This is a genomic window from uncultured Succinivibrio sp. (assembly GCF_902756765.1).
Taxonomy (GTDB): domain Bacteria; phylum Pseudomonadota; class Gammaproteobacteria; order Enterobacterales; family Succinivibrionaceae; genus Succinivibrio.
This window is the reverse complement of sequence record NZ_CACVSS010000035.1, coordinates 1-21541: the sequence shown is the minus strand read 5'-3', so window position 1 is coordinate 21541 and position 21541 is coordinate 1. Positions and strand designations below refer to the sequence as shown.

At 40.6% G+C, this 21541-nt stretch carries 18 protein-coding genes; 3 read left to right on the top strand and 15 right to left on the bottom strand.

Going from position 1 to position 21541, the window contains the following annotated elements:
- Positions 1–474 precede the first annotated feature (474 nt).
- On the top strand, positions 475–1314 hold the full coding sequence (locus tag QZU45_RS06615) for a substrate-binding domain-containing protein (protein ID WP_295353225.1): 840 nt from the start codon (positions 475–477) through the stop codon (positions 1312–1314).
- Between the two features lie 30 nt (positions 1315–1344).
- Here the strand turns inward: QZU45_RS06615 and der are convergent, their stop codons facing one another.
- The 7 genes from der to rlmN form a co-directional block, all read right to left on the bottom strand.
- On the bottom strand, positions 1345–3096 hold the full coding sequence (gene der, locus QZU45_RS06610; RefSeq protein ID WP_295353222.1) for a ribosome biogenesis GTPase Der: 1752 nt from the start codon (positions 3094–3096) through the stop codon (positions 1345–1347).
- A 97-nt stretch (positions 3097–3193) separates the two neighbouring features.
- Entirely contained in the window at positions 3194–4735 is a 1542-nt protein-coding gene (locus QZU45_RS06605) for a PQQ-binding-like beta-propeller repeat protein (RefSeq protein WP_295353219.1), read from the bottom strand.
- A gap of 36 nt (positions 4736–4771) precedes the next feature.
- Positions 4772–5473, bottom strand: coding sequence for a tetratricopeptide repeat protein (locus tag QZU45_RS06600; RefSeq protein ID WP_295353216.1), 702 nt, complete (start codon positions 5471–5473; stop codon positions 4772–4774).
- 9 nt (positions 5474–5482) lie between these two features.
- On the bottom strand, positions 5483–6763 hold the full coding sequence (hisS, locus tag QZU45_RS06595) for a histidine--tRNA ligase (RefSeq protein WP_295353213.1): 1281 nt from the start codon (positions 6761–6763) through the stop codon (positions 5483–5485).
- A gap of 16 nt (positions 6764–6779) precedes the next feature.
- A complete protein-coding gene (gene ispG / locus QZU45_RS06590; protein ID WP_295353210.1) occupies positions 6780–7865 on the bottom strand; it encodes a flavodoxin-dependent (E)-4-hydroxy-3-methylbut-2-enyl-diphosphate synthase in 1086 nt (361 codons plus the stop codon).
- 20 nt (positions 7866–7885) lie between these two features.
- Positions 7886–9634, bottom strand: coding sequence for a RodZ domain-containing protein (locus QZU45_RS06585; RefSeq protein ID WP_295353207.1), 1749 nt, complete (start codon positions 9632–9634; stop codon positions 7886–7888).
- A gap of 159 nt (positions 9635–9793) precedes the next feature.
- Positions 9794–10891: a 23S rRNA (adenine(2503)-C(2))-methyltransferase RlmN gene (gene rlmN / locus QZU45_RS06580; RefSeq protein WP_295353204.1), complete on the bottom strand. Its 1098-nt coding sequence runs from the start codon at positions 10889–10891 to the stop codon at positions 9794–9796.
- Between the two features lie 344 nt (positions 10892–11235).
- Here rlmN and QZU45_RS06575 point away from each other — a divergent pair, with 344 nt between their 5' ends.
- Complete coding sequence (locus tag QZU45_RS06575) at positions 11236–11469, top strand: hypothetical protein (RefSeq protein ID WP_295353201.1); 234 nt, start codon at positions 11236–11238, stop codon at positions 11467–11469.
- Here the strand turns inward: QZU45_RS06575 and QZU45_RS06570 are convergent.
- Positions 11466–12191, bottom strand: a complete 726-nt coding sequence (locus QZU45_RS06570; protein WP_295353198.1) for an NAD-dependent deacylase — start codon at positions 12189–12191, stop codon at positions 11466–11468. The two genes, QZU45_RS06575 and QZU45_RS06570, sit on opposite strands and share 4 nt — an antisense overlap.
- A 337-nt stretch (positions 12192–12528) precedes the next feature.
- Between QZU45_RS06570 and QZU45_RS06565 the strand changes: the two genes are divergently transcribed.
- Positions 12529–13737, top strand: coding sequence for an ATP-binding protein (locus QZU45_RS06565; protein ID WP_295000951.1), 1209 nt, complete (start codon positions 12529–12531; stop codon positions 13735–13737).
- Between the two features lie 280 nt (positions 13738–14017).
- Here QZU45_RS06565 and QZU45_RS06560 read toward each other — a convergent pair whose 3' ends face one another.
- The 7 genes from QZU45_RS06560 to yajC form a co-directional block, all read right to left on the bottom strand.
- A complete protein-coding gene (locus tag QZU45_RS06560; protein ID WP_295353196.1) occupies positions 14018–15343 on the bottom strand; it encodes a hypothetical protein in 1326 nt (441 codons plus the stop codon).
- Positions 15343–16527, bottom strand: a complete 1185-nt coding sequence (locus QZU45_RS06555; protein WP_295353193.1) for an aminotransferase class V-fold PLP-dependent enzyme — start codon at positions 16525–16527, stop codon at positions 15343–15345. The genes QZU45_RS06560 and QZU45_RS06555 overlap by 1 nt, the downstream gene beginning before the upstream one ends.
- Positions 16528–16536: 9 nt before the next feature.
- Entirely contained in the window at positions 16537–16881 is a 345-nt protein-coding gene (locus QZU45_RS06550) for a metalloregulator ArsR/SmtB family transcription factor (RefSeq protein WP_295353191.1), read from the bottom strand.
- Positions 16882–16904: 23 nt separating this feature from the next.
- Positions 16905–17891, bottom strand: a complete 987-nt coding sequence (locus QZU45_RS06545; protein ID WP_295353188.1) for a hypothetical protein — start codon at positions 17889–17891, stop codon at positions 16905–16907.
- Positions 17892–17908: 17 nt separating this feature from the next.
- Positions 17909–18859 carry a protein translocase subunit SecF gene (gene secF / locus QZU45_RS06540; protein ID WP_295353185.1) on the bottom strand — a complete coding sequence of 317 codons (951 nt, stop codon included), beginning with the start codon at positions 18857–18859 and terminating at the stop codon, positions 17909–17911.
- Positions 18860–18866: 7 nt separating this feature from the next.
- A complete protein-coding gene (secD, locus tag QZU45_RS06535) occupies positions 18867–20741 on the bottom strand; it encodes a protein translocase subunit SecD (protein WP_295353181.1) in 1875 nt (624 codons plus the stop codon).
- Positions 20742–20807: 66 nt separating this feature from the next.
- Positions 20808–21158 carry a preprotein translocase subunit YajC gene (gene yajC, locus QZU45_RS06530; protein ID WP_031492338.1) on the bottom strand — a complete coding sequence of 117 codons (351 nt, stop codon included), beginning with the start codon at positions 21156–21158 and terminating at the stop codon, positions 20808–20810.
- Positions 21159–21541: the final 383 nt, after the last annotated feature.

Sequence of the window (21541 nt, the reverse complement as noted above, 5' to 3'; positions counted from 1 at the left end):
TTTAAAGAACTTTTAAAACGCTTGGTTTTATTTGTCGTTGTCGTTCGTGACAACGGAAATGCATTATAGACTTTTTTTGAATTGTGTCAAATGTTTTTTAAATTCAAAATATAAAAAAAACATAAAAAATCCGTTTTTTTGAAAAATACTTTAAACATTTTTTGTATTTATCTTCATATTTATTCTTTATATTTCAAAATGTTATATTATTTAGTCAAAAATTTTTATTTTTTTTTAAATTTTTTTATTTTTTTTGGGGAAAGAGGAAGAAATGCCTTTATAAAAATTTGTCTTATACTTCAAAGAGAAACGTGTTTTTAGGAGCTTTTATGAAGATAAGCACACTGTTAAGGAATCTAATATTTATTTCTGCAGTTTTACCTTTCGCATCAAATGCACAGAACGAAACAAACTGTTTTTATATTTCCCTAAAACCAGAAATTATTGCCAAGACAGATGTTCTAATAAAAAAATATGGCAGAGAAAAAAAACATAAGTTTCATGACTCATGATGCCAAGAGTAATTCCTTAAATCAGCGTTTCCAGATTGATAATGATTTCAGTTACGGTGACTCCACCATAATCATTACCAATGACAACGCCTCAGCGCAGAATGTCATCAATCTCAGCAAAAAAAATAGAATTCCTCTAGTATTTTCTCTTATAAGACCTCAGGTATCTTTTCTTTCCTTCCCAAAGGCCTGGTTTGTCGGACCAAATGAAGCACTAGCAGGACAGATGCAGGCCGAAATACTGAATGAGTACATAAAATCAAAGGGGAATATTGATAAAAATCATAATAAAATCCTTGATTTAGTTATTATGCGAGGAGAAAAAAGTAATCCTGACACTATAACCAGGACAACCTCCCTGATGTCAGGACTGATTCAGCATGGATATATTCTCAGCCCAATGACAGAGAATTATGCGAACTGGGATTTTGATGAAGCATACAGAATCATGGGAATCCAGATCAAAAAACTTGGACTTGAAAACATAGAGGCCATTGCTGCTAACAATGACGACATGGCTTTGGGGGGGCTCAAAGCTATTCAGGAATTCGGATACAACAAGGGAGAACCAGATAAATTTATTCCGATTGTGGGTATCGGAGGTGACAGTGCTGCCATTAAAGCAGTCGATGAAAAGGTTATAATCGGAACTGTTGTGCCTGATCTTGATACTATGGCAAAGATTACAATTGATCTTATAACTGACAGCAGCCTAACAGAACAGAAAATTAGAGATACATACAAGCTGAAGGTAGAAAACCGAAATGTGCTTGTAAACTATTCAGAGCAGAAAAATTTTTAAAGTCCCCCTTTATCAGGGGACTTACCATGATCACTTCTTGGCTTTTGAAGTGGTGGTCGCAGCCTTCTTGCGAGGACGTTTTGCCAGTACAAGGCCAGAACCTTCCTTCTTTGCCTTAGCGATAAGTTTACGCTCTTCCTTATCCTGCTTAGCCTCAGCTCTTGCCCACATACGCTCATTAGCTGCCTTTCTGCGTTCAGCTCTCATCTGAGACTGAGTCTGACGTTTCTGTGCAGGCTTTTCATTTGCATAAGGGTTCTCACCTTCCTTGAAATCAATAATCACAGGAGAGCCCATGATATTCAGAGACTTGCGGTAACAGTTGATAATGTAACGCTTATAGGCATCAGGAACTTTTGAAACCTTATTTCCATGAATAATAATTCTTGGAGGATTATAACCACCGGCATGAGCGAACTTCAGCTTAATTCTTCTACCACCGGAAATAGGAGGTTCATGCTCTTCAATTGCCGCTCTTAGAATTCTGTTCAGTAGAGATGCACTGTGACGGGTCGTAGCACCCTCATAGGCCTCATCAATAGAATCGAAGAGATTTCCTACACCTGTTCCGTGCAGAGCAGAGATAAAGTGAACACGGGCAAAATCAACGAAACCAAGTCTTGAATTTAGTTCAAGCTTGATCTCATCCTTTACGGACATATCCAGTCCGTCCCACTTGTTTACAGCGATAACAAGTGATCTTCCAGACTCGAGAATAAAGCCCAGCAATGACAGATCCTGATCAGTGATATGAGCTCTTGCATCAATCACCAGCAGGGCTACATTACAGTCCTCGATAGCTTTAAGAGTCTTAACAATAGAGAACTTTTCAATAGCCTCAGAAACCTTTCTGCGCTTTCTTACACCTGCAGTATCGATAACGATATATTTCTTGTCGCCACGCTGAAGCGGTATATAGATTGAGTCACGGGTTGTACCTGGATGGTCTGCCACGATAACACGGTCTTCACCTAAAATACGGTTAGTCAGAGTGGATTTACCAACATTAGGTTTACCGACAATTGCAAACTTGATAGGCAGATCGGCAAAAGGAGTATCTCTGCTGTCCTCAGTTGGAGAATCAACATCCTCACCTTTCATGCGGGCTCTGAATTTTTCCTTGTGCTCGTGCCAGTCGAAGCCGCCACCAACCATATCCACAGGGACATTCTCAAGGAAATCATATCCCTCTTCCCACATCTGCTCTTCTTCCTGAAGACGCTGATTTTCACGTTCTTCAAGCTCTTCCGGAGTTAAGTCACAGTCAAGAGGACCTTCCTCACGCAGCAGAGGAGCAATCACATCCTCAAGAACATTGGCAACACCACGACCGTGGGCCACAGCAGTAGGATAAACCTCACCTAAACCAAGTGCATAGAATTCAGCACCGGCAGTTTCAGGATCTAAACCATCAACCTTGTTTGCAATGATGGCGCATTTCTTTCCTGAACGGCGAATATAATCAGCAACAGAGTAATCTCCAGGGAGAATTCCTGCTCTTGCATCAAGCATAAATAAAACCAGATCGCACTCATCAATTGCTAATAGTGCCTGGTTGGTCATTCTTGAAGTTACTTCTTCCGGCTGGTTCTTTGCATCCTCAGCAATACCACCTGTATCAATAACTACAAATTCACGCCCTTCGTATAATGCTCTTCCGTATTTTCTGTCACGAGTCAGACCTGGAAAATCGGCAACTAAAGCATCACGGGTCTTAGTAAGTCTATTAAAGAAAGTAGATTTACCCACATTTGGGCATCCTACTAAAGCAATTACCTTCATAACATTCCTTTGTAAGGCTGGCTTACTACAAGTACTTAAGGGGCATCTCTGCCCCTCTAATCACATCAAGAATGAATCATGCTGTTTCACAACAGTATTATTCAGAGTCATCCTCAACAAACTCAACGTCTGAATCTGACTTAACACCTGCACCTGGCATTAGACCGAAACCAGACAACTCCTCACGCTTCTTGCGCTCATACTCTTTAACTTGTTTCTCATATTCTGCCTTACGACGCTGGTATTCTCTGTACTCAGCCTCCATACGGCGCTGTTGAGATTCAATCTGTGCAACAATCTTACGAGCTTCGGCTCTACGCTTTTCAAGAGCCTCTTCTGTTATACCAGAACCGGAAATCTGTGGTTTCATGGACTGAGCTGCAACCAGAGCAGCTGCATTTCCTGAAACAGCTTCCGCGTCAGTATAATTCTTTTTAGCAATAACAATATTCTGCGGATCAAAGCAGAATACATCCACATCACCAGATGATGAGTAAACCACCAGAGAGTTACCTACAACCAGAGGTGCCACATAAATCGGATCTGATGAAACTGAAATCTTGGTCAGAATCTTGCCGCTGTTCAGGTTCAGGAAGTAAATATAGCCTTCAAGATCACCGACAACCACCAGATTGCCGTAGATTGTAGGGGCAGTTACATTTCTGTAGCTTAACTGCGTATTAGACCAGACTTCAACATTGTCGGAACGTCTTACACAGTAGATATGACCGTTATCACCGGTGATCACAAAGAAATTGTCGTCATAGGCAAGATCTTTTGATGAATGATAAGCCAGTCTTCCGGTAATGGCGTTCTTGGCAAATGAATACTCTACAAAACCTGCATTATATGCGGTTGTATACATTTCATTGCCTAAAAGCAGTGGGGTTGATGAAACATCAGACATTCTGTCTAAATCAGAACTGCCGTTATTCTGACCAACTACCACCTGGTTTAAAACAAATCCATCGAGCTGACTGATCATCAGAACTCTTCCTGATGGGGTTCCGACAATCACCATTTCGTTTCCAACAGCAAGAGGTTTTGACTGTGAACGCAGGTGCAGATTTTCATTATTGTCGCCTGAAACCCAGATTTTTTCTTTCTTAAGCAGATCAAAGGCATTCAGGGTTCCCTTTGCATCAAGCACAAAAAGCTTAGATCCATCAGCGGAGAATGCAGGTCTGGTTAGGACCTCCACCCCCAGATAATGTTTGAAGTAAATACTGCCGTTCTGACGGTTCAGCACATAAATGTAACCATTCTCTGAACCGACTGCAACATACTGCTCTGAGGCAGACATACCGCCATTCAGACGAGAGGAGCGTTTATTTTCGTTCTCCTTCTCATCACTCAGATCAACTGTCCAGATTTTCTTGCCTGAAGAAGCGTCAATTGCATAAACTTTTCCTTCACGGCCTGCAACATACATTGAGTGTCCATAAACACAAGGGACAAGCTGTGAAAAGAATCTATCTGTACCCTGAGTGCCTACAGACCAGACATGATCCACTTTAAAGGCATTATCAATCTCTGGAGATTCAACAGGAGCAAATAAATCCTTGTTTGAACTGCATCCGGCAATTGCAAAAGCAACAGCAGACACAGCAAACAGTTTTAAAAGTTTATTCTTAATCATAAAATCGACGCCTTAAATTTGTTCCGACTACCTTTATTATTTTTTAATCTCAGCTGCTGACTTTGAGATTTCCTCAGCTAATACCTGAGCTCTCTTGTAGGCAGGAGTATCGCCCTCATGGATCAGGTTATCAGCTTTCATCTGCAGAAGCGGATTTATTGCAATCTTTTTCTGCTCACAAACCTCAAGAGCCTTTAAATAGGCATCATGAGCCTTGTCCATATCTCCCTTAGAGTAGTATACATCACCTAAAGTTTCATATTTTTCTACTGCATAGGCCTGAGTTTCTACACTCTCCAGAAGAGAAACAGCCTCATCAAACTTTTTCATCTGAGCAAGAACATGAGCCTGAACAAACTTGGCATTTGGAGCAACCAGCTCTCCACCGTTCTTTACTGCAAAAACAGCATTGTCCAGAGCCTTCTCATATTCACCGGCAGCTGAATTCATGGCAGCAAGATCCAAAGACAGAAGAGAACCATACAGATCCTCGTGCTCCTTGATAAAGCTTTCAGCCTGAGCTACTGCATTTTCCTGTTTTAAAGAAAGCTTGGTCTGAATTGTGCTTAATTCAAAAGCTTTCTTTGCAGCAGCATCATGCTGATAATTCTGATACTGTCTGTAGCCAATCATGCCACCTAAAGCAATAACAATACCTAAAGCAAGAGACTTCCAGTTGTCTGACCACCATTTTTTGACAACTTGTTCTCTCTCATGATCATCTGTTAAAACGTCCATTTTTATTCCTTATTTGTTTAGTAATTCTTTAATTGCTGCAGCTGCCTCTGACACAGGATATTCTACCTGAGGAGCGTCCTGATTTAACATGTCCTTTACAGTTACAGTATTATTTGCAATCTCATTTTCGCCAATAATAACAGCCACCTTGGCTCCACACTTATCAGCTTTCTTGAACTGTTTCTTGAAATTACCACCGCCGCAGTGATTTCTGATTCTGTATGAAGGAAGATTTTCTCTTAATATTGAAGAAACTTCCAGCATCTTAAGTTCAGAATTTTCGCCAGATCCCACAACGTAAACATCAACATTAGGATTTGCCTGAATCTTGCCTAAGGTTGTCAGCAGCAGAATCAGTCTTTCAAGTCCGATACCAAAACCGACAGCTCTGGTTGGAGCTCCGCCAAGCTGCTCAACTAAGGAATCATAACGACCGCCGCCGCATACAGTACCCTGGGCACCTAAAGCAGTGGTTACCCACTCAAATACTGTCAGATTGTAATAATCAAGACCTCTAACCAGTCTGTCATTCAGTACATACCTGATTCCCATGCTGTCCAGCATTCTGCGTAGAGAATCAAAATGAGCACGGGTTTCCTCACCAAAGAAATCAGAAAGCTTAGGAGCATCCCTTAGAATCTCAATAACCTTAGGATCTTTGGTATCCAGAACTCTTAATGGATTGGTATGAGTACGTCTCTGACAATCCTCATCCAGATCATCATAATGAGCCTCAAGGAACTTAACCAGCTCCTCTCTGTAGGCTGCGCGCTCTTCGGCTGATCCCAGGGAGTTAAGCTGCAGCTCAAGCTCGTTTTCAATTCCGAATTTCTTCCAGATAGAATAGGTCAGAGAAATAAGTTCTGCATCAATATCAGGACCATTAAGACCGAAAACCTCAACACCCATCTGATGGAACTGACGGTATCTGCCTTTCTGAGGTCTCTCGTGTCTAAACATTGGGCCCATGTACCACAGGCGCTGTTCCTGATTGTAAATCAGACTGTGCTCAAGACAGGCTCTGACACAGCCAGCAGTACCTTCAGGTCTTAAGGACAGATTGTCTCCGGATCTGTCTTCAAAGGAATACATTTCCTTCTCAACCACATCTGTTACTTCACCAATTGCTCGACAGAAAAGATTTGTCTTCTCAACAATTGGCATACGAACTTCATCATAACCATATGAATTCATGGTTGAACGAAGAACTTTCTCTACCTGCTGCCATACGGAAGTATCCTCAGGTAGAAGATCATTCATGCCTCTAATAGCTTGAATTGTTGCAGCCATTTTTTATTATTTTCCTTTAGTTATTTTTTAATCGTTCGCGAACGCGCTTTTCAATAATATCTATTGCTTCCTCATTTGGGATTTTTCCCATCAGCACACCATCTTCATAAATAAGAGATCTGCCTTTCTGTCCGCCGCAGACAGCAATATCAGAATGAAGTGCCTCACCAGGACCGTTTACAACACAGCCCATAACGGCAATCTTTAAGGTTCCCTTCACATCAGAAAGTCTTTTCTCAAGAGCGGCAACGGTGTTTACTACATCAATACCACGTCTGCCACAGGTTGGGCAGGCTACGATATCAACACCTCTTGATCGCAGATGCATACTCTTCAGAATGGCCCAGCCGACCTTGATTTCCTCAACAGGATCAGCAGCCAGAGAAACACGGATGGTATCACCAATACCCTGTTTTAGCAGCCATGAAATACCGATTGAAGATAAGACGGTACCACCGGTAAGGCCGCCGGCTTCAGTAATACCAAGATGCAGCGGAGCATCAGTTTTACCGGCTAGCTTTTCATAGGCTTCAACACATAAATTCAGTTCAGAGGCCTTAACTGAGAAGGCATAATCTGAAAAGTTGTGCTGATCAAGAGTCTCAGCTGCTCTCAGGGCAGCATCCACCATTGCATCAGGACATGGAGCTCCATATTTTTCAAGAAGATCCTTATCCAAAGAACCGGCATTCACGCCTACTCGGATAGGCAGGCCATGATCCTTTGCAGCCTGACACACGGCCTCAATTTTCTCATGAGAGCCAATATTGCCAGGATTGATTCTTAATGCTGCAGCTCCTTTTTTGGCACACTCAATTGCAATTCTGTAATCAAAATGAATATCAGAAACAATTGGCGCCTCGACAGCTTTAACAATCTGCTCAAAAGCATCTGTAGCAGCAAGAGTTGGAACAGTTACACGAACAATGTCCGCACCGGCTGTCTCCAGCGCCTTAATCTGAGCAACAGTAGCCTCAACATCCATGGTATCAGTTGAGGTCATTGACTGAACGGAAATAGGTGCATCTCCGCCCACTAATACGTTTCCAACTTTAATCTGACGACTTTTACGTCTGATTATTGGCTGTGCTTTCCATTCCATACTAAAAAAACATTACCTCTTTAACGGGTTGGAAGAGCAAAACTTACCTGCTGAGCACCAGGAACCGCAACAGTTGTGCCCATATAGGAGATTCTTACCTTTGAAGAATCTGAAACACTGATCTTAAGAGGAGGAATACCGGTAACCTTAATAGTATCACCGCTTGAGAAATTACCCTGCTTTAACAGCTTTCCATTGCCGGTAACCTTAATGGCAACATCTCCGGTCACTTTAATAGTGGCGGTATTCATTGACTCAAATGGGTCACGCTTTCCATTCAGACGAACTGAAGAGGAAACATCTCTGGTATTTGCAGACAGAGTTGCCTTGGAAACAGGCTTTTCAGCAGGTTCTATCTTTGGAGTCTCGACTTTTGGAGTCTCAGCCTTTGGCTGTGCAGTCAGAACAGCAGCTGTGTCATTAACCTTTGCTGAGGTTAGAACATTGTCATTAGAAACCTTAAGCTTATTCTCTTCAGCCTTAACAGTCTTGACTGTATCTGCTGAATTCAGGTTGACACTCTTTAAAGTGCTGCTTGCTTCCTGAACTACATTCTCATCAATAGGTTCAACCTTTGCAGCGTGAAGTTTCTTGGCGGCCTCTCCCTTTACCTTCAGGGAAATGTTGGTATTGGTCTTTTCAACAGTAGTCTGAGTTCCTGCCTTAGAATCGATAATCTCATCGGTATTCAGGTTCTTTGACTGTTCCTGAGCCATCAGAGTATTCATATCAACAGGCTCTGTCAGAGGTTCTTCCTCAACTACATTGGTCTTCATCTTGGAGTTCTCAGTATCCATCAGAAGAGTACCCTCTGAATCAACAGAAGCCTCAACGGTATCCTCAATAACCAGAGCACCTGAGGTATTAGAGCCAGACTTTGACATCAGTGAAGAGGTAATGGCTGCAGTTGCGACAACAAGTACTGCGGCGCCGGCGATCATCAGAGAAACCTTAAGGTTTTTCTTCTTATCTGTCTTTCCTGCACCTGCGGCTGCGGCCTTTGCCTTCTGTTCTTCCTGAAGCTGAACATTAGCTCTAACATTCTGCTTATATAAATCCACCAGAAGCTCTGGATTGATATTTACCAGCTTTGCATAATTTGCAATGTGAACTGATGCGAACTGAACTGCAGTCAGCTGATTCAGACGGTCGTGCTCAATGTCACTTACAGAATTAACTCTAAGATTCAGCTTGTGGGCAACCTCTCGCTGAGACAGACCAAGAATTTCTCTTGCGTGCATCAGAATAGCACCAGGGCGGTTTGGAACCTCATCATCAGAATAGGTTGTAGATACTGGAACTCTGTCAGGATCATCAGCGTTGGAAGTCTCTGCCTTAGGTGTTTCCACACTCTCAGGCTCCTTCTCATCCTTTGGAGTTTCAAAGGACTCTGTAGCAGTCTCAGCCTTAGGAACAGTTTCCTCAGGTAATTCTGCCTTGTTTTCTGCAACAGGTTCTTCATTCTTTTCAGTATTCAGAACTGACTCTGAAGCAGCTTCAGCTACTTCATTTTCCTGATTATTGTTTGATTCAATTTCTTTGTTCATTTTTTTTAGCTCTGGGAGGATGTCACCTAGTTTTGGACCGGAAGAGTCAATATCTGAACTGATATCAGCCAATTCAGGTTCAAGTCTTGTTGATTCTTTTATTTCCTCAATGGTTTGTTCTTCAACCCCATTCATCATAGGTTCATTTTCCTTAAGGATATGAGCCTGACTTCTGTTTCTGTCGTGTCTATATCTTGAAGCTTTTAATCTTTTTGGACTCATCAAGTAACCGTGCCTGATTATGAATTCATTAAACCAGAGCACTCCTCCGTTTTCTAATTATGCAAATATTCAGTTGTAAATGCCGGATGGGCAATCATAACAACACTAGATTATCTGAACCTTATCATGACAGACCTGCCATAAAAAAATCAGTAATTTCTAGCAGGTTTTAGCATTAATTTTCTGTTTTGCCAGCTTATCCTTTACCTGTCCTGCAAGCTGACCGCAGGCAGCGGAGATTTCATCACCGCGGGTTGTACGCTTGATTACGGTAAATCCGGCATCAAATAAAACCTTGTAGAATCTGTCGATTCTGCTGTTTGAAGGTTTTCTGTACTCAGAATTCTCGTGCTCGTTAAATGGAATCAGATTGACCTTGCAAGGAATGGTTCTCAGTAATCTTACAAGTTCCTCAGCCTGCTCTATACTATCATTTATATGATCTAAAAGGACATATTCTATTGTGACACGACCGCAATTTGCGTTTGATTTATCCAGGTAATTTCTTACGGAATCTAAAACCTCTGCAATCGGATACTTCTCATTTAAAGGAACCAGAATATTTCTCAGCTCATCATTTGGAGCATGAAGAGATAAAGCCAGAGCCACATCAAGCTTGCCGGCAATCTTGTTTATAACAGGAGCTACACCTGAGGTTGAGACGGTAACACGTCTTTTTGAAAGAGCAAAGGCATAGTCTGAAAGAAGCAGCTCACAGACCTTGGTAACATTGGCAAGGTTTAAAAGAGGTTCGCCCATGCCCATCATCACCACATTTGAAATAGGCTTCTGTTCCTGATTATTGCTAAAGCCTACTCTGGTGGAAGCACGGAAAACCTGACCTATAATCTCATTTACGGTCAGATTTCTGTTGAAGCCCTGAGCTCCGGTTCTGCAGAAGGAGCACTTAACAGGACAGCCAACCTGAGTGGAAATACAAAGGGTATTTCTGTCCTCTTCAGGAATAAGTACAGTCTCAACCAGCTGACCATCACCGAGATCAAGAGCCCACTTGGTGGTACCGTCTGAAGCAACCTGTTCGCTCACAATTTCAGGAGCTGTAATTACACAGGACTCTTTAAGCTTAGCTCTCAGATCCTTTCTTAAATTTGTCATCTTATCAAAATCAGTTTCACCGAACTGATATACCCAGCGAAGGATCTGCTGAGATCTGAAGGACTTCTCTCCGATTGAAACAAAGAACTCGCCTAATTCAGCAGGAGAGAGATTCATCAAATTGATTTTATCTGTAGACATGTAGCTTTCTCAAAAAATTCTAATTATCAAATCTTACAATTATATCAGTAACCGCACATAATTTACCAAAAAACCTTGATCTTTATCTCGTTTCTATCTTGACTCGCAAATTTATTTGTACATCAGTCAATTAGAAAAATTTTCTGAATTTTGTTAACTGTTTTGAAGAAAAAAAATCAAAAAGAAACTACATCGAAGTGGATTAAAACTGCGTTTATACCCGATTTTAAGAAAAAAAACAAAAAAAATTTATTTAGATATTAGGGTGTTAAAAAAACAGTTTTTGACAGATAAGAATTCGCGTCTAAGCTCTAAGTATAAGAATAATTAAGAGGGGGCCTGGGATGTTTAAAAATACAACACAAACATCAAGACTAAATGCACCTGAGAATTTATCCTGGAATAAGGCGGGATCAAAAAACAATGAGGAGTTCTCTTTATGGAGTCAGATACTCTTCCAGTTTAGAGCCCTGCCAAAAGAAAGGCAGGACGAAATACTTCTCAGAATCTACAGAAAACTTTACGGCAATGCCGTGAGAGCCAAAAGTTATTCCTTCATTTCCTCGGGAAAGTGCTAATTCTTATATTCTCCGTTTTCTATCAGCTGTTCTACAAATTCAGGTAAGGTCTGAGAAGCCTTACCGTAAATGCCATATGTAAAGCTTGAACCTACCGCTGATTTTTCCAGATTGAATTCAACACAGGTTGCACCGACACTTCTTGCAAGCTGACAGAATCCGGCTGCAGGATAAACTACACCAGATGTACCAATGGACATGAACAGATCGCATTCGTATAAAGCCTTCTCAATCTCATTCATTCTGTAAGGCATTTCTCCAAACCAGACAATATCAGGTCTTAATTTTTTGCTTCCACAGAGATTACATTTGGTTTCAGTAGATGAATCCTCATAGTATTTGTATCTGGCATCACAGTGCTCACACCAGATGCTGTTCAGTTCACCGTGCATGTGAATCACGTTCTCAGATTTTGCCTTTTCATGAAGATCATCAATATTCTGGGTAACAATGGTAACAGTAGATCTAGGGTATTTCTTGGTATACTCCTGCTGAAGCCTGGTTAAAGCCAGGTGTGCTGGATTTGGCTCCTTGGTTTTAATTGATCGGCGCATCTTGTTATAGAATTCATGTACCTTGTTTTTATCTCTCATGTAGCCATCGTAAGTGGCAACATCCTCAACTCTTTCCTGTTCCCATAATCCTGTTTCTGATCTGAATACGGGGATTCCAGATTCTGCGGAAATACCGGCTCCGGTAAGAACAACAATATGCTTATACATGGTTCAACTCCTTTATTGTATAAATTGAGTATATTCCAATTTAGAACGAAGATAAGAGTGAAGATTGTGAAAGGAGTTTAGAAATAAAAAAATAGGTATAACAGAAGGTAGACTCATGAGCCATCGTTAGGGCTTTTTTTTGCGGCAAAAAGTATTCTCTTACGTCCGATTTTTTCCATAATAACCATCTATTAGCCAAAATTAAAAAAATTTCATTTTTGGCTAATAGAATTGATTTTTATTTTACTTATTAAGTAGTTAATTTTATGTTTTTATATTATTATTAAATAATAAAGGTATATTTGCACAAATTACATTTAAAACAGGTTAAGATCAAGTGAAACTAATCGATAGACAGGCTTATCTAAAACAGCTAGTTAGTGTAATAGGGACACCTGACATAAAAGTACTAACCGGAGTAAGAAGAAGCGGAAAATCAAAACTGCTTGAAGCTCTCAAAGACTATGTTACCAAAAATGTTGATAATCATAATATCATCCACATTAATTTCAATCTTCCGGATTATGACAACCTGTTAAATTACAAAGCGCTTTACGATTATGTTATAAGCCAATCTAAAGACAGAGCACAAAATTTCGTAATGATAGATGAAGTCCAAATGTGTGATTGCTTCGAAAAAGCAATTAATGGACTGCACGCTACAGAAAAATTCGATATTTATATAACAGGATCTAATGCATTTCTCTTAAGCTCTGATCTTGCAACATTATTCACAGGAAGAACCTTTGAAATAAAGGTGTATCCATTCTCGTTCAAAGAATACTTATCCTACTATCCGCAAAAGGATAAATATGAAGCTTTATCCAATTATCTTAAGGAAGGAGGAATGTCTGGTTCTTATCTGTATAGAGAACCAGAAGCAAAATATAAATATATAGCGGATATTTTCGATACTCTTATTGTTCGAGATATTCGAACAAAGTATAAAATCAGAAATATTCAGCTGATGGACAGATTAGTAGATTATTTGATTGATAATATTGCAAATCTAACTTCTGCAAGAAACATAAAAAATATTCTTGAAAACCAGAACGAAACAGTTAATCACACCACAATCAGCTCATACATTCAGTATCTTTGCAATGCTTATGCATTTTACAAAATAAGAAGATACGACATAAAAGGAAAAAAATATCTTTCGTCCAATGATAAATACTACCTATGCGACCATACATTTAGATACGCAAAATTAGGTACAAGAAATATGGATTACGGAAGAATGCTTGAAAATATAGTTGCAATTGAACTATTACGCAGAGGATACGAAGTTTACGTTGGTGTTTTATACAAAAAAGAAATTGATTTTATTGCAATAAAAAGAAGTGAAAAAATCTATATTCAAGTATCAGATAATATAACCGATGATAAAACATTTGATAGAGAAGTTTCTCCATTATTGCAAATAAAAGATGCTTATCCCAAAATAATTATTGCCAGAACCAGAAATGAACCTTATGAATTTGAAGGCATAAAAATTATAGATCTTGCTGACTGGTTAACAGCAGATTCTATTTGCCAAAATTAAAGTTTTTTCATTTTTGGCTAATAGAATAGTTTTTATTATTTGTTATCAACAAATTATATCTAGACAAAAAAATAAGAGTAAATTCTTACGAAAACATTTGCCGTAGAATACAAAAGTTGAAATGGCATAACCTAGGTGAGCAATTCAATCTGAAAGCTTCAAACAAGTCGTAACAATCAGTTCAAACAAAATTGCTAAAGCAAGATACAAATATCCTATTCTGATCTAACCAATTTATCAAAACTTATTTACCAGAGAAAAAATCCTCTGGTGAATAAGACTAACGTGCAGCTAAAAAAGTAGCCAGTCCCAGAATAGTGCTACCGGTTGGTCCTGCTGCAAGGAAAGGAGAACCATCAGGCAGATAAGCTGAAGATAAATCAATATGTACCCAAGGGATATCCTTTTTCACAAACTGTTCAAGGAAAGAAGCTGCTACAGAAGAACCTGGTGCACCTTCCCCGTGACCGGAGTTTGTAACGGTTGCACGACGGGATGAGAGGAATCTTCTGTGGTAAGGAGCTAAAGGCAACTGCCAGTACATCTCATCACAGTTATCGAAAGCACTCTTCAATCCTGAGTCAAGTGACTGTTCACGAGTTAAAACCGAGAACATGTCTCTTCCCACTGCAACCTTAGCTGCACCTGTAAGAGTTGCCATATCAAGGATAAAAGCAGGATTATCAGCTGAAGCCTTCAGAAGACCATCTGCCAGAACAAGTCTTCCTTCAGCATCAGTATTGTTGATTTCAACACTGATATCATTTGGATATTTAATAATATCACCAGGAAGCATTCCCCTGCCGGAAACCATATTCTCAGAACAGCACAGATAAAGTCTGCACCTTTTCTTCAGTCCAAGTTTCAGAGCAAGACACAGAGCACCTGACAGATAGATTACTGCGGTCTTATCGGTTCTCATGGTCTCCATGAATTTTTCTGGTTTAAGGGAATAGCCGCCGGTATCAAAGGTTATCCCCTTACCTACCATGGCAACATCCAAGGGAGCATTCTCATTCAATCCTGATGGAATAACATCAATGATACCAAGACATGGAGCCTCATCAGAGGCCAGGCCGACAGTCTTAAGTCCAACGCAGTTTTCAAATTCCTTATCACCGCGCTTAATCAGATTAAGTGAAGCTTTTGCTCCACACTCTGAAGCGTTTTTCTCAATCAGTTCAAATACGCTATTTACTACTGATACAGGTGTGCTGATTTTAGAATCAGTATCTGCAAGAGCTCTGAACTCTGATACCAGGTTGGCGGTAGATTCAATTTTAGATAGGGCTACTGAATCAAGATCGTATTCGATGTTAATATCATGAATTCCGTCATACAGCGCTGTTACAAACCAGTAAAACTCATTTTCTGTAAGTTTTTTCTCGGAAGATAATCTGATTGAATAGCAGCCTAATGAGGCAAGGGTTCTTGCTGCATTCTGATACCATTTGAAATCTGATAAATTAACAAAGATATCATATCCGCCGTTTGCTGAAGGAGCAAACTTAGTTTCAGCGTCAAATGGAGCCTCAACCTTACCCTCTTTGAGGTTAACTGAAACAAGCTTCATCTCAGAAGCATAGTGAGGAAATAATTTAATCATTACTGTTTTACCTTCCACATTGAACCGGCATCGCGTAATTTAGGGATCTTGGTTGTAATCTCTTCAATTACTGTATCTATTTCACTGTCCTCTGTATATCTGCCAAAGGAAAGTCTTATCGAAGCACGTGCCAGATTATCTGAATGACCGATTGCCTTGAGAATATATGAAGGCTCTAAAGAGGTAGATGAACAGGCAGAACCAGTGGATGCTGCAATACCAGATAAAGTAGGCAGCAACATATGTCCGTCTATTCCGTCAAAACTCAAGGAAAGTATATTAGGAAGACCACCGGTCTTTGAACCGTTGATAACAAGACCAGGAACATCCTTAATTCCCTCAAGAAGTCTTGCTCTCATTTTTTCAAAACGAGCCTTATCCTTCAGACCTTCGGTTCTTAAAATATCAAAGGCCTTGCCTAAACCTGCAACCTCATGAGTCGGTACAGTACCGCCTCGAAGTCCCTTTTCCTGACCTCCGCCGTAAATCTGAGCAAACAGAGGAACATTTGAGTTGCGCTTAACATACAGTGCACCAACGCCCTTTGGACCGCAGACTTTTTCTGCTGTCAGAGAAACCATATCGATGTCGGAGTTGTCATAATCCATCTTCAGATAACCGATAGACTGAGCAACATCTGAATGGAAATAAACATGATGACGGTGACACATGGAGGCAATTGCATGGATATCGCTTACAGAACCGAGAACTGAATTAGCCTGGGCAATCGATACCAGAAAAGTATCGTCTGTAATTGCCTTTTCAACAGAATCAACATCGATAACACCAGCCTTGTCTGGAGACAGATAGGTTACCCTGTAGCCTTCATCCTCAAGTAGCTGACAGGCTTCAAGTATAGCCTTGTGTTCAATCTTTGAGGTGATTATATGACGTCTTTTATCGCCTTTTTTGGCAAGACCGCGTGCCAAACCGAAGATAGCAAGGTTATTGCTCTCGGTTGCTCCAGAGGTAAACGTAATTTCAAGAGGTGAGGCGCCAATAAGATTGGCAACCTGTTCTCTGGCGTTTTCAACGGCTTCGGCAGCCTGCCAGCCATAGACATGATCCTTGGCATGAGGATTGGCAAAAGCTCCGTCAATCGACATGCAGTTAATCATAACCTCAACTACACGCTTGTCTGTTGGAGTAGCTGCGGCATAATCAAAATATACAGGATTTGACATAACGAAAAATTATTCTTTGATGTGGGATAGAGCCAGAGCGAAAACAGATTCTACGTGAGAATCGTTTAAAGCGTAGAAAACCTTACGGCCTTCTCTTTTAACTCTGACAAGTTTGTTTATTCTCATGTATGCAAGCTGATGAGAGACAGCTGATTTGCTCAGTTCCACCAGAGAGGCAATGTCGCTGACACAAAGCCACTTGTGCAGCAGCAGAGCATGAACCATATTCAGTCTGGTTGGATCAGAAAGCGCCTTGAAAAATTCGCTCATAACAAAAGCATCATCTGAGGCAATCATCTGAGCCTTAATGGAATCAATTTCCTGCGGGGTTAAGTCTATTGCATTTTCAGACATAATTGTTTCCAGATAGAATATGACTAGTCAGTAAGCTGATCGATTGATACAGCTCTTTTGAGTTTATATTTTTTCTCAAGTTTCTGAGCTTCATAAATTGCAAGTCTGTGCTCAAGAAAACCATACTTTCTGGCAGCCTGACATAATTTGAAATAGTCATATGCCAGTTTATCCTTTCCCTGAAGCTGCTTGAACTGACCTATATAGTAATAGGCTTCGCAAAGATGTTCCTGAAAAAGATCCTCGTCATCCTTAATCTTGATAATATCAGCAAAAATCGCATCCTCAGAGGTCTTGTTTAAGAAGAGCTTGATGAAATTGAAGCCCCAGTTATCAAGAGCCTTGGATTTTAAGGTGTAGGAATCGTTATAGTAGGATTTAAGCAGACCGTCTGCATAGTCCTTTCCATAATACTTCTCTGCAGCGAAGTACAGACAGAGCATCTTGTATGGATCATCCGGTTCTGACTTGTAGAATTCCATCATATCCTCAACGGCGTACTTATAGTGTCCGGTGTAGTACATGATAATACCGCGGTGAAGATAGATATAAGGATCATCTTTCTCTTTGTTCAGGTTAAGTGCCGCATCAAGTGAATCAACCGCGTCACCTACCTTTCCGTCCCTATAGAAATAAGGGCCTAACACCTCATAAGGTCTATAGTAGTTTGGATTCTGAACAACAGAATTCATGTACATGAAACGGGCAAGAGTCTCCATACCCAGATCGTCATATATCGCACCAAGGTTATAGAAAAGTTCAGCTTTCTCCTTGGAAGATTTAGCCTGAGAATCCAGAGATACCATTAGGGAGGTTATAGCATTCTGTTCTTTTGCCAGCTGTTCCTGAGAAGGATGAGGGAAAAAGATGTATTTAGATGGCACGCTCATTGGTTCTTCCAATACATTTGTATCAGAAGAGGTTAATGATGATGAACATCCACAAACAGTTAGAATTGAAAGAAGCCCCACTGCTTCAATGAGAGCACGGGGCTTAATAAACTTAAACATCTGCACCAGATAATGATTTAATCCATGGTCTCATAACCATCAGTTTCTTTTTTCTCTACTTTAACAGGGATCAGGTTCTCGCGCTTTATGCCGAGGATCAGAGCCCAGGTAGAGGCAACATAAATTGATGATATTGTACCAAATACAATACCAACAAACAGTGCTAAAGAAAAGCCATAAATCATTTCACCACCAAAAATCATCAAACTTACAACGGTGATCAAAGTTGTACCTGAAGTAATGATGGTTCTTGACAGAGTCTGAGTCAGAGAAATATCGAACAGTCTTGGCATTTCGGTATTGCGAGGCAGCTTGACAGCATTCTCACGGATACGGTCGAACACAACGATCTTATCGTTCAGAGAGTAACCTACCACAGTTAAAACCGCAGCAAGAACAGTCAGATCATACTCAATCTGCAGTACAGAGAAAGTTCCCATAACCACGATAACATCATATGCCAGAGAAATAACCGCACCGGTAGCCATACGCCACTCGAAACGGAAGGCGATATAAGCCAGAATTGCAATCAGAGAAACTACGATTGCCAGAATTCCGCTTTCAACCAGCTCCTCACCAACTGCAGGACCAACGTATTCGTTACGGGCAAGCTTTACTTCAGGATCAATAGTCTTTGATGCTGCGAAAACCTTGTTGGTAACAGTCTGCTGATCGATACCGTCCTTAGGAGCAACTCTAACAACAACATTGCGCTGAGAACCGAAATGCTGGGTTGTTCCGTTAATGCCTTCCTTGGCATATGCTTCTTTAACCTTGTTAAGGTCAACACCCTCGGTATACTCTGTCTCAACCACGATACCGCCAGTGAAGTCCAGGCCCCAGTTAAGGCCCTTGACGCACATGCTTACAATACTTCCGACAACCAGTAAAACACAAAGGATTTCAACTATTCCTTTGATTTTCATGAAAGGAATAACTGTATTCTCTTTAATAAAAGTACGCACCACAGTTCTCCTATATACTTAAGTTCTTAAGATTGCGTCCGCCCCAGATGATGTTAACAACTGCACGACATGCGGTTACAGCTGTAAACATAGAGCTTGCCAGACCAATCATTAAAACTAGAGCGAAGCCCTTAACAGCACCGGTACCAACCATGAACAGAATCAGAGCGGTAATGAAGGTGGTAATGTTAGAGTCCGCGATGGTTACGAATGCTCTTGCGTAACCTTCATGAATAGCAGTCTGAACTGGACGACCAGCTCTGAATTCTTCACGGATACGCTCGAAAATCAGAACATTGGCATCAACCGCCATACCCAGCGTCAGCACGATACCTGCAATACCAGGCAGAGTCATGGTTGCGCCAGGAATCAGGCTCATAACACCAACCAGTAGAACCAGGTTGAACAGCAGAGCAAGATCAGCGATCAAACCGAAGCCCTTGTAATAGAAAACCATGAAGGCAATCAGGAATACGACACCGTACAGCATTGCATTCAGACCGTTCTCAATATTCTGCTGACCAAGTGAAGGTCCGATTGTTCTTTCCTCAACAATCTGAATAGGAGCAATCAGAGCACCGGCTCTTAATAACAGAGCCAGATTGTGAGCTTCTTTTGGAGAATCCAGACCAGTGATTCTGAAGCTTGAACCTAAACGAGCCTGAATGGTTGCAACGTTAATGATTCGCTCAACTTTCTTGAACTTAGGCTTGTAGTCTGCATCACCAGGTTTTGGACCATCAGGATCCTCTGATGGAAGAACCACGAACTCAATGAAGTTGGTAGCCATTGGTTTGCCAATGTTGTCCTTGGTAAAGTTGGACATAATGCTGCCGCCTCTTGAGTCTAATGAGATGTTAACCTGTGGTCTGCCGTTCTCATCAGCGCTTGAGCTTGCATCAACGATATGGTCACCGCTTAGAATAACCTGTTTCTGAACAATTACAGGATAGCCGTTAGCATCGTTGATAACCTCAGAACCGGCAGGAACATGACCTGCGGCTGCAGCCTGAATATCTGCTGAGGAATCAACCATTCTGAATTCCAAAGTAGCAGTTGCACCAAGAATTTCCTTGGCACGGGCGGTATCCTGAACACCTGGAAGTTCAACAACCAGACGGTCAGCTCCCTGTCTCTGAACTAAAGGTTCAGCAACACCCAGCTCATTAACACGGTTACGAATAATATTGATGTTCTGGTCAACAGCATTTGTACGAACTTCAGAAAGTTTAGCTGCTGTCATGGTTGCACGAATGCAGAACTTGTCGCCGATATCCTGAGACAGAATATTGAAATCCTTATGACGGGACTCTAAAAGCTTCTTAGCCTCATCTCTTACATCAGCGTCTTTGAACTCAACAAGAACATAATCGCCTTCAGCCTTAATACCTGATAAACGAAGATTGTTGTTTCTAAGTTCAGTTCTGAAATCGTTGGTTAACTGAGCTCTCATCTTCTTCATAGCTTCATCCATATCCACTTCCATTAAGAAATGAACACCGCCACGAAGATCAAGACCCAGCTTCAGAGGATGCATACCTAAAGATCTCATCCAGGCTGGAGTTGCAGGAGCCAGGTTCAGAGCAACAATATAATTCTCACCTAACTGTGCACTTAAAATTTCACGTGCAGTTAACTGCTCATCAGTGTTGTTGAAACGAACTAGCAAAGATCCGTTTTCAAATTCATAATTTCCTGGGATTTCCTTTGAATCAAGAACAGATTTGATTGAATCTATTTTTTTCTGATCTAACTCAACACCATGTGTACCGGAAATCTGTAAGGCAGGATCTTCACCGTAGAAATTTGGTAAAGCATAGAAAAAACCAATGGCAATAATCAGAAATACCATTATGTTTTTCCATAAAGGAAATTTATTTTGCACTTATAGATACCTATAAACCAAAAAGCTGTAAGGCTTTCGCATTACAGCTTGAAAAGATAAAAGAAATTATTTTGACTTTTCTACAGAAACTGCTTCTAGAGTTCCCTTTGGTAGAACAGCTACAACATAATTGCGCTTGATCTGCATAACTTCGCCGCTTGAAATTGAAAGCAGAACATACTCGCGGTTATCAGGAAGCTTTACGATACGGCCGGCGATACCACCGTTAGTTAATACCTCATCACCTACAGTCAGGTTATCTAACAACTTCTGTAGTTCCTTACGCTTCTTGTTATTTGGACGCATGAACAGGAAATATACTGCAATCATACAGATTGTCAGAACAATAATCATGCTTAAATCGCCCTGCTGAGCCTGAGCTGCTTCCTCAGCATATGCTGTAGAGATAATACCCATTTATTTTTCCTTATAGTTTAAGTAGATATATTAAAAACCTTTATTTCCGTAAAGCCAAAAGCTCTGCAGACAAAGTCGACAACATTTTATGTTCCAAAATAAGTCAAGCTATCTTTCTTTAGAGAAAACTTTAAGTTCTATTCTGGAAATAAAGTTATTGTCATTTACTGTTTCCCGTAGAAGATCTGACAAACCTGAGTACTACAAAGAAACAAAAATTCCATACAAGTTGCACATTATAGCATTTAATTATGCAACTCTAATAGATTAACATTTTCTCTTTTTACGGTGACCAAATGATACGGACTTTGGTCACATTGTAACTAAAATCAAACGGCTGTATTTAACATACAGTCTGCTTTTTTAAAATTTAAATCTTTTCT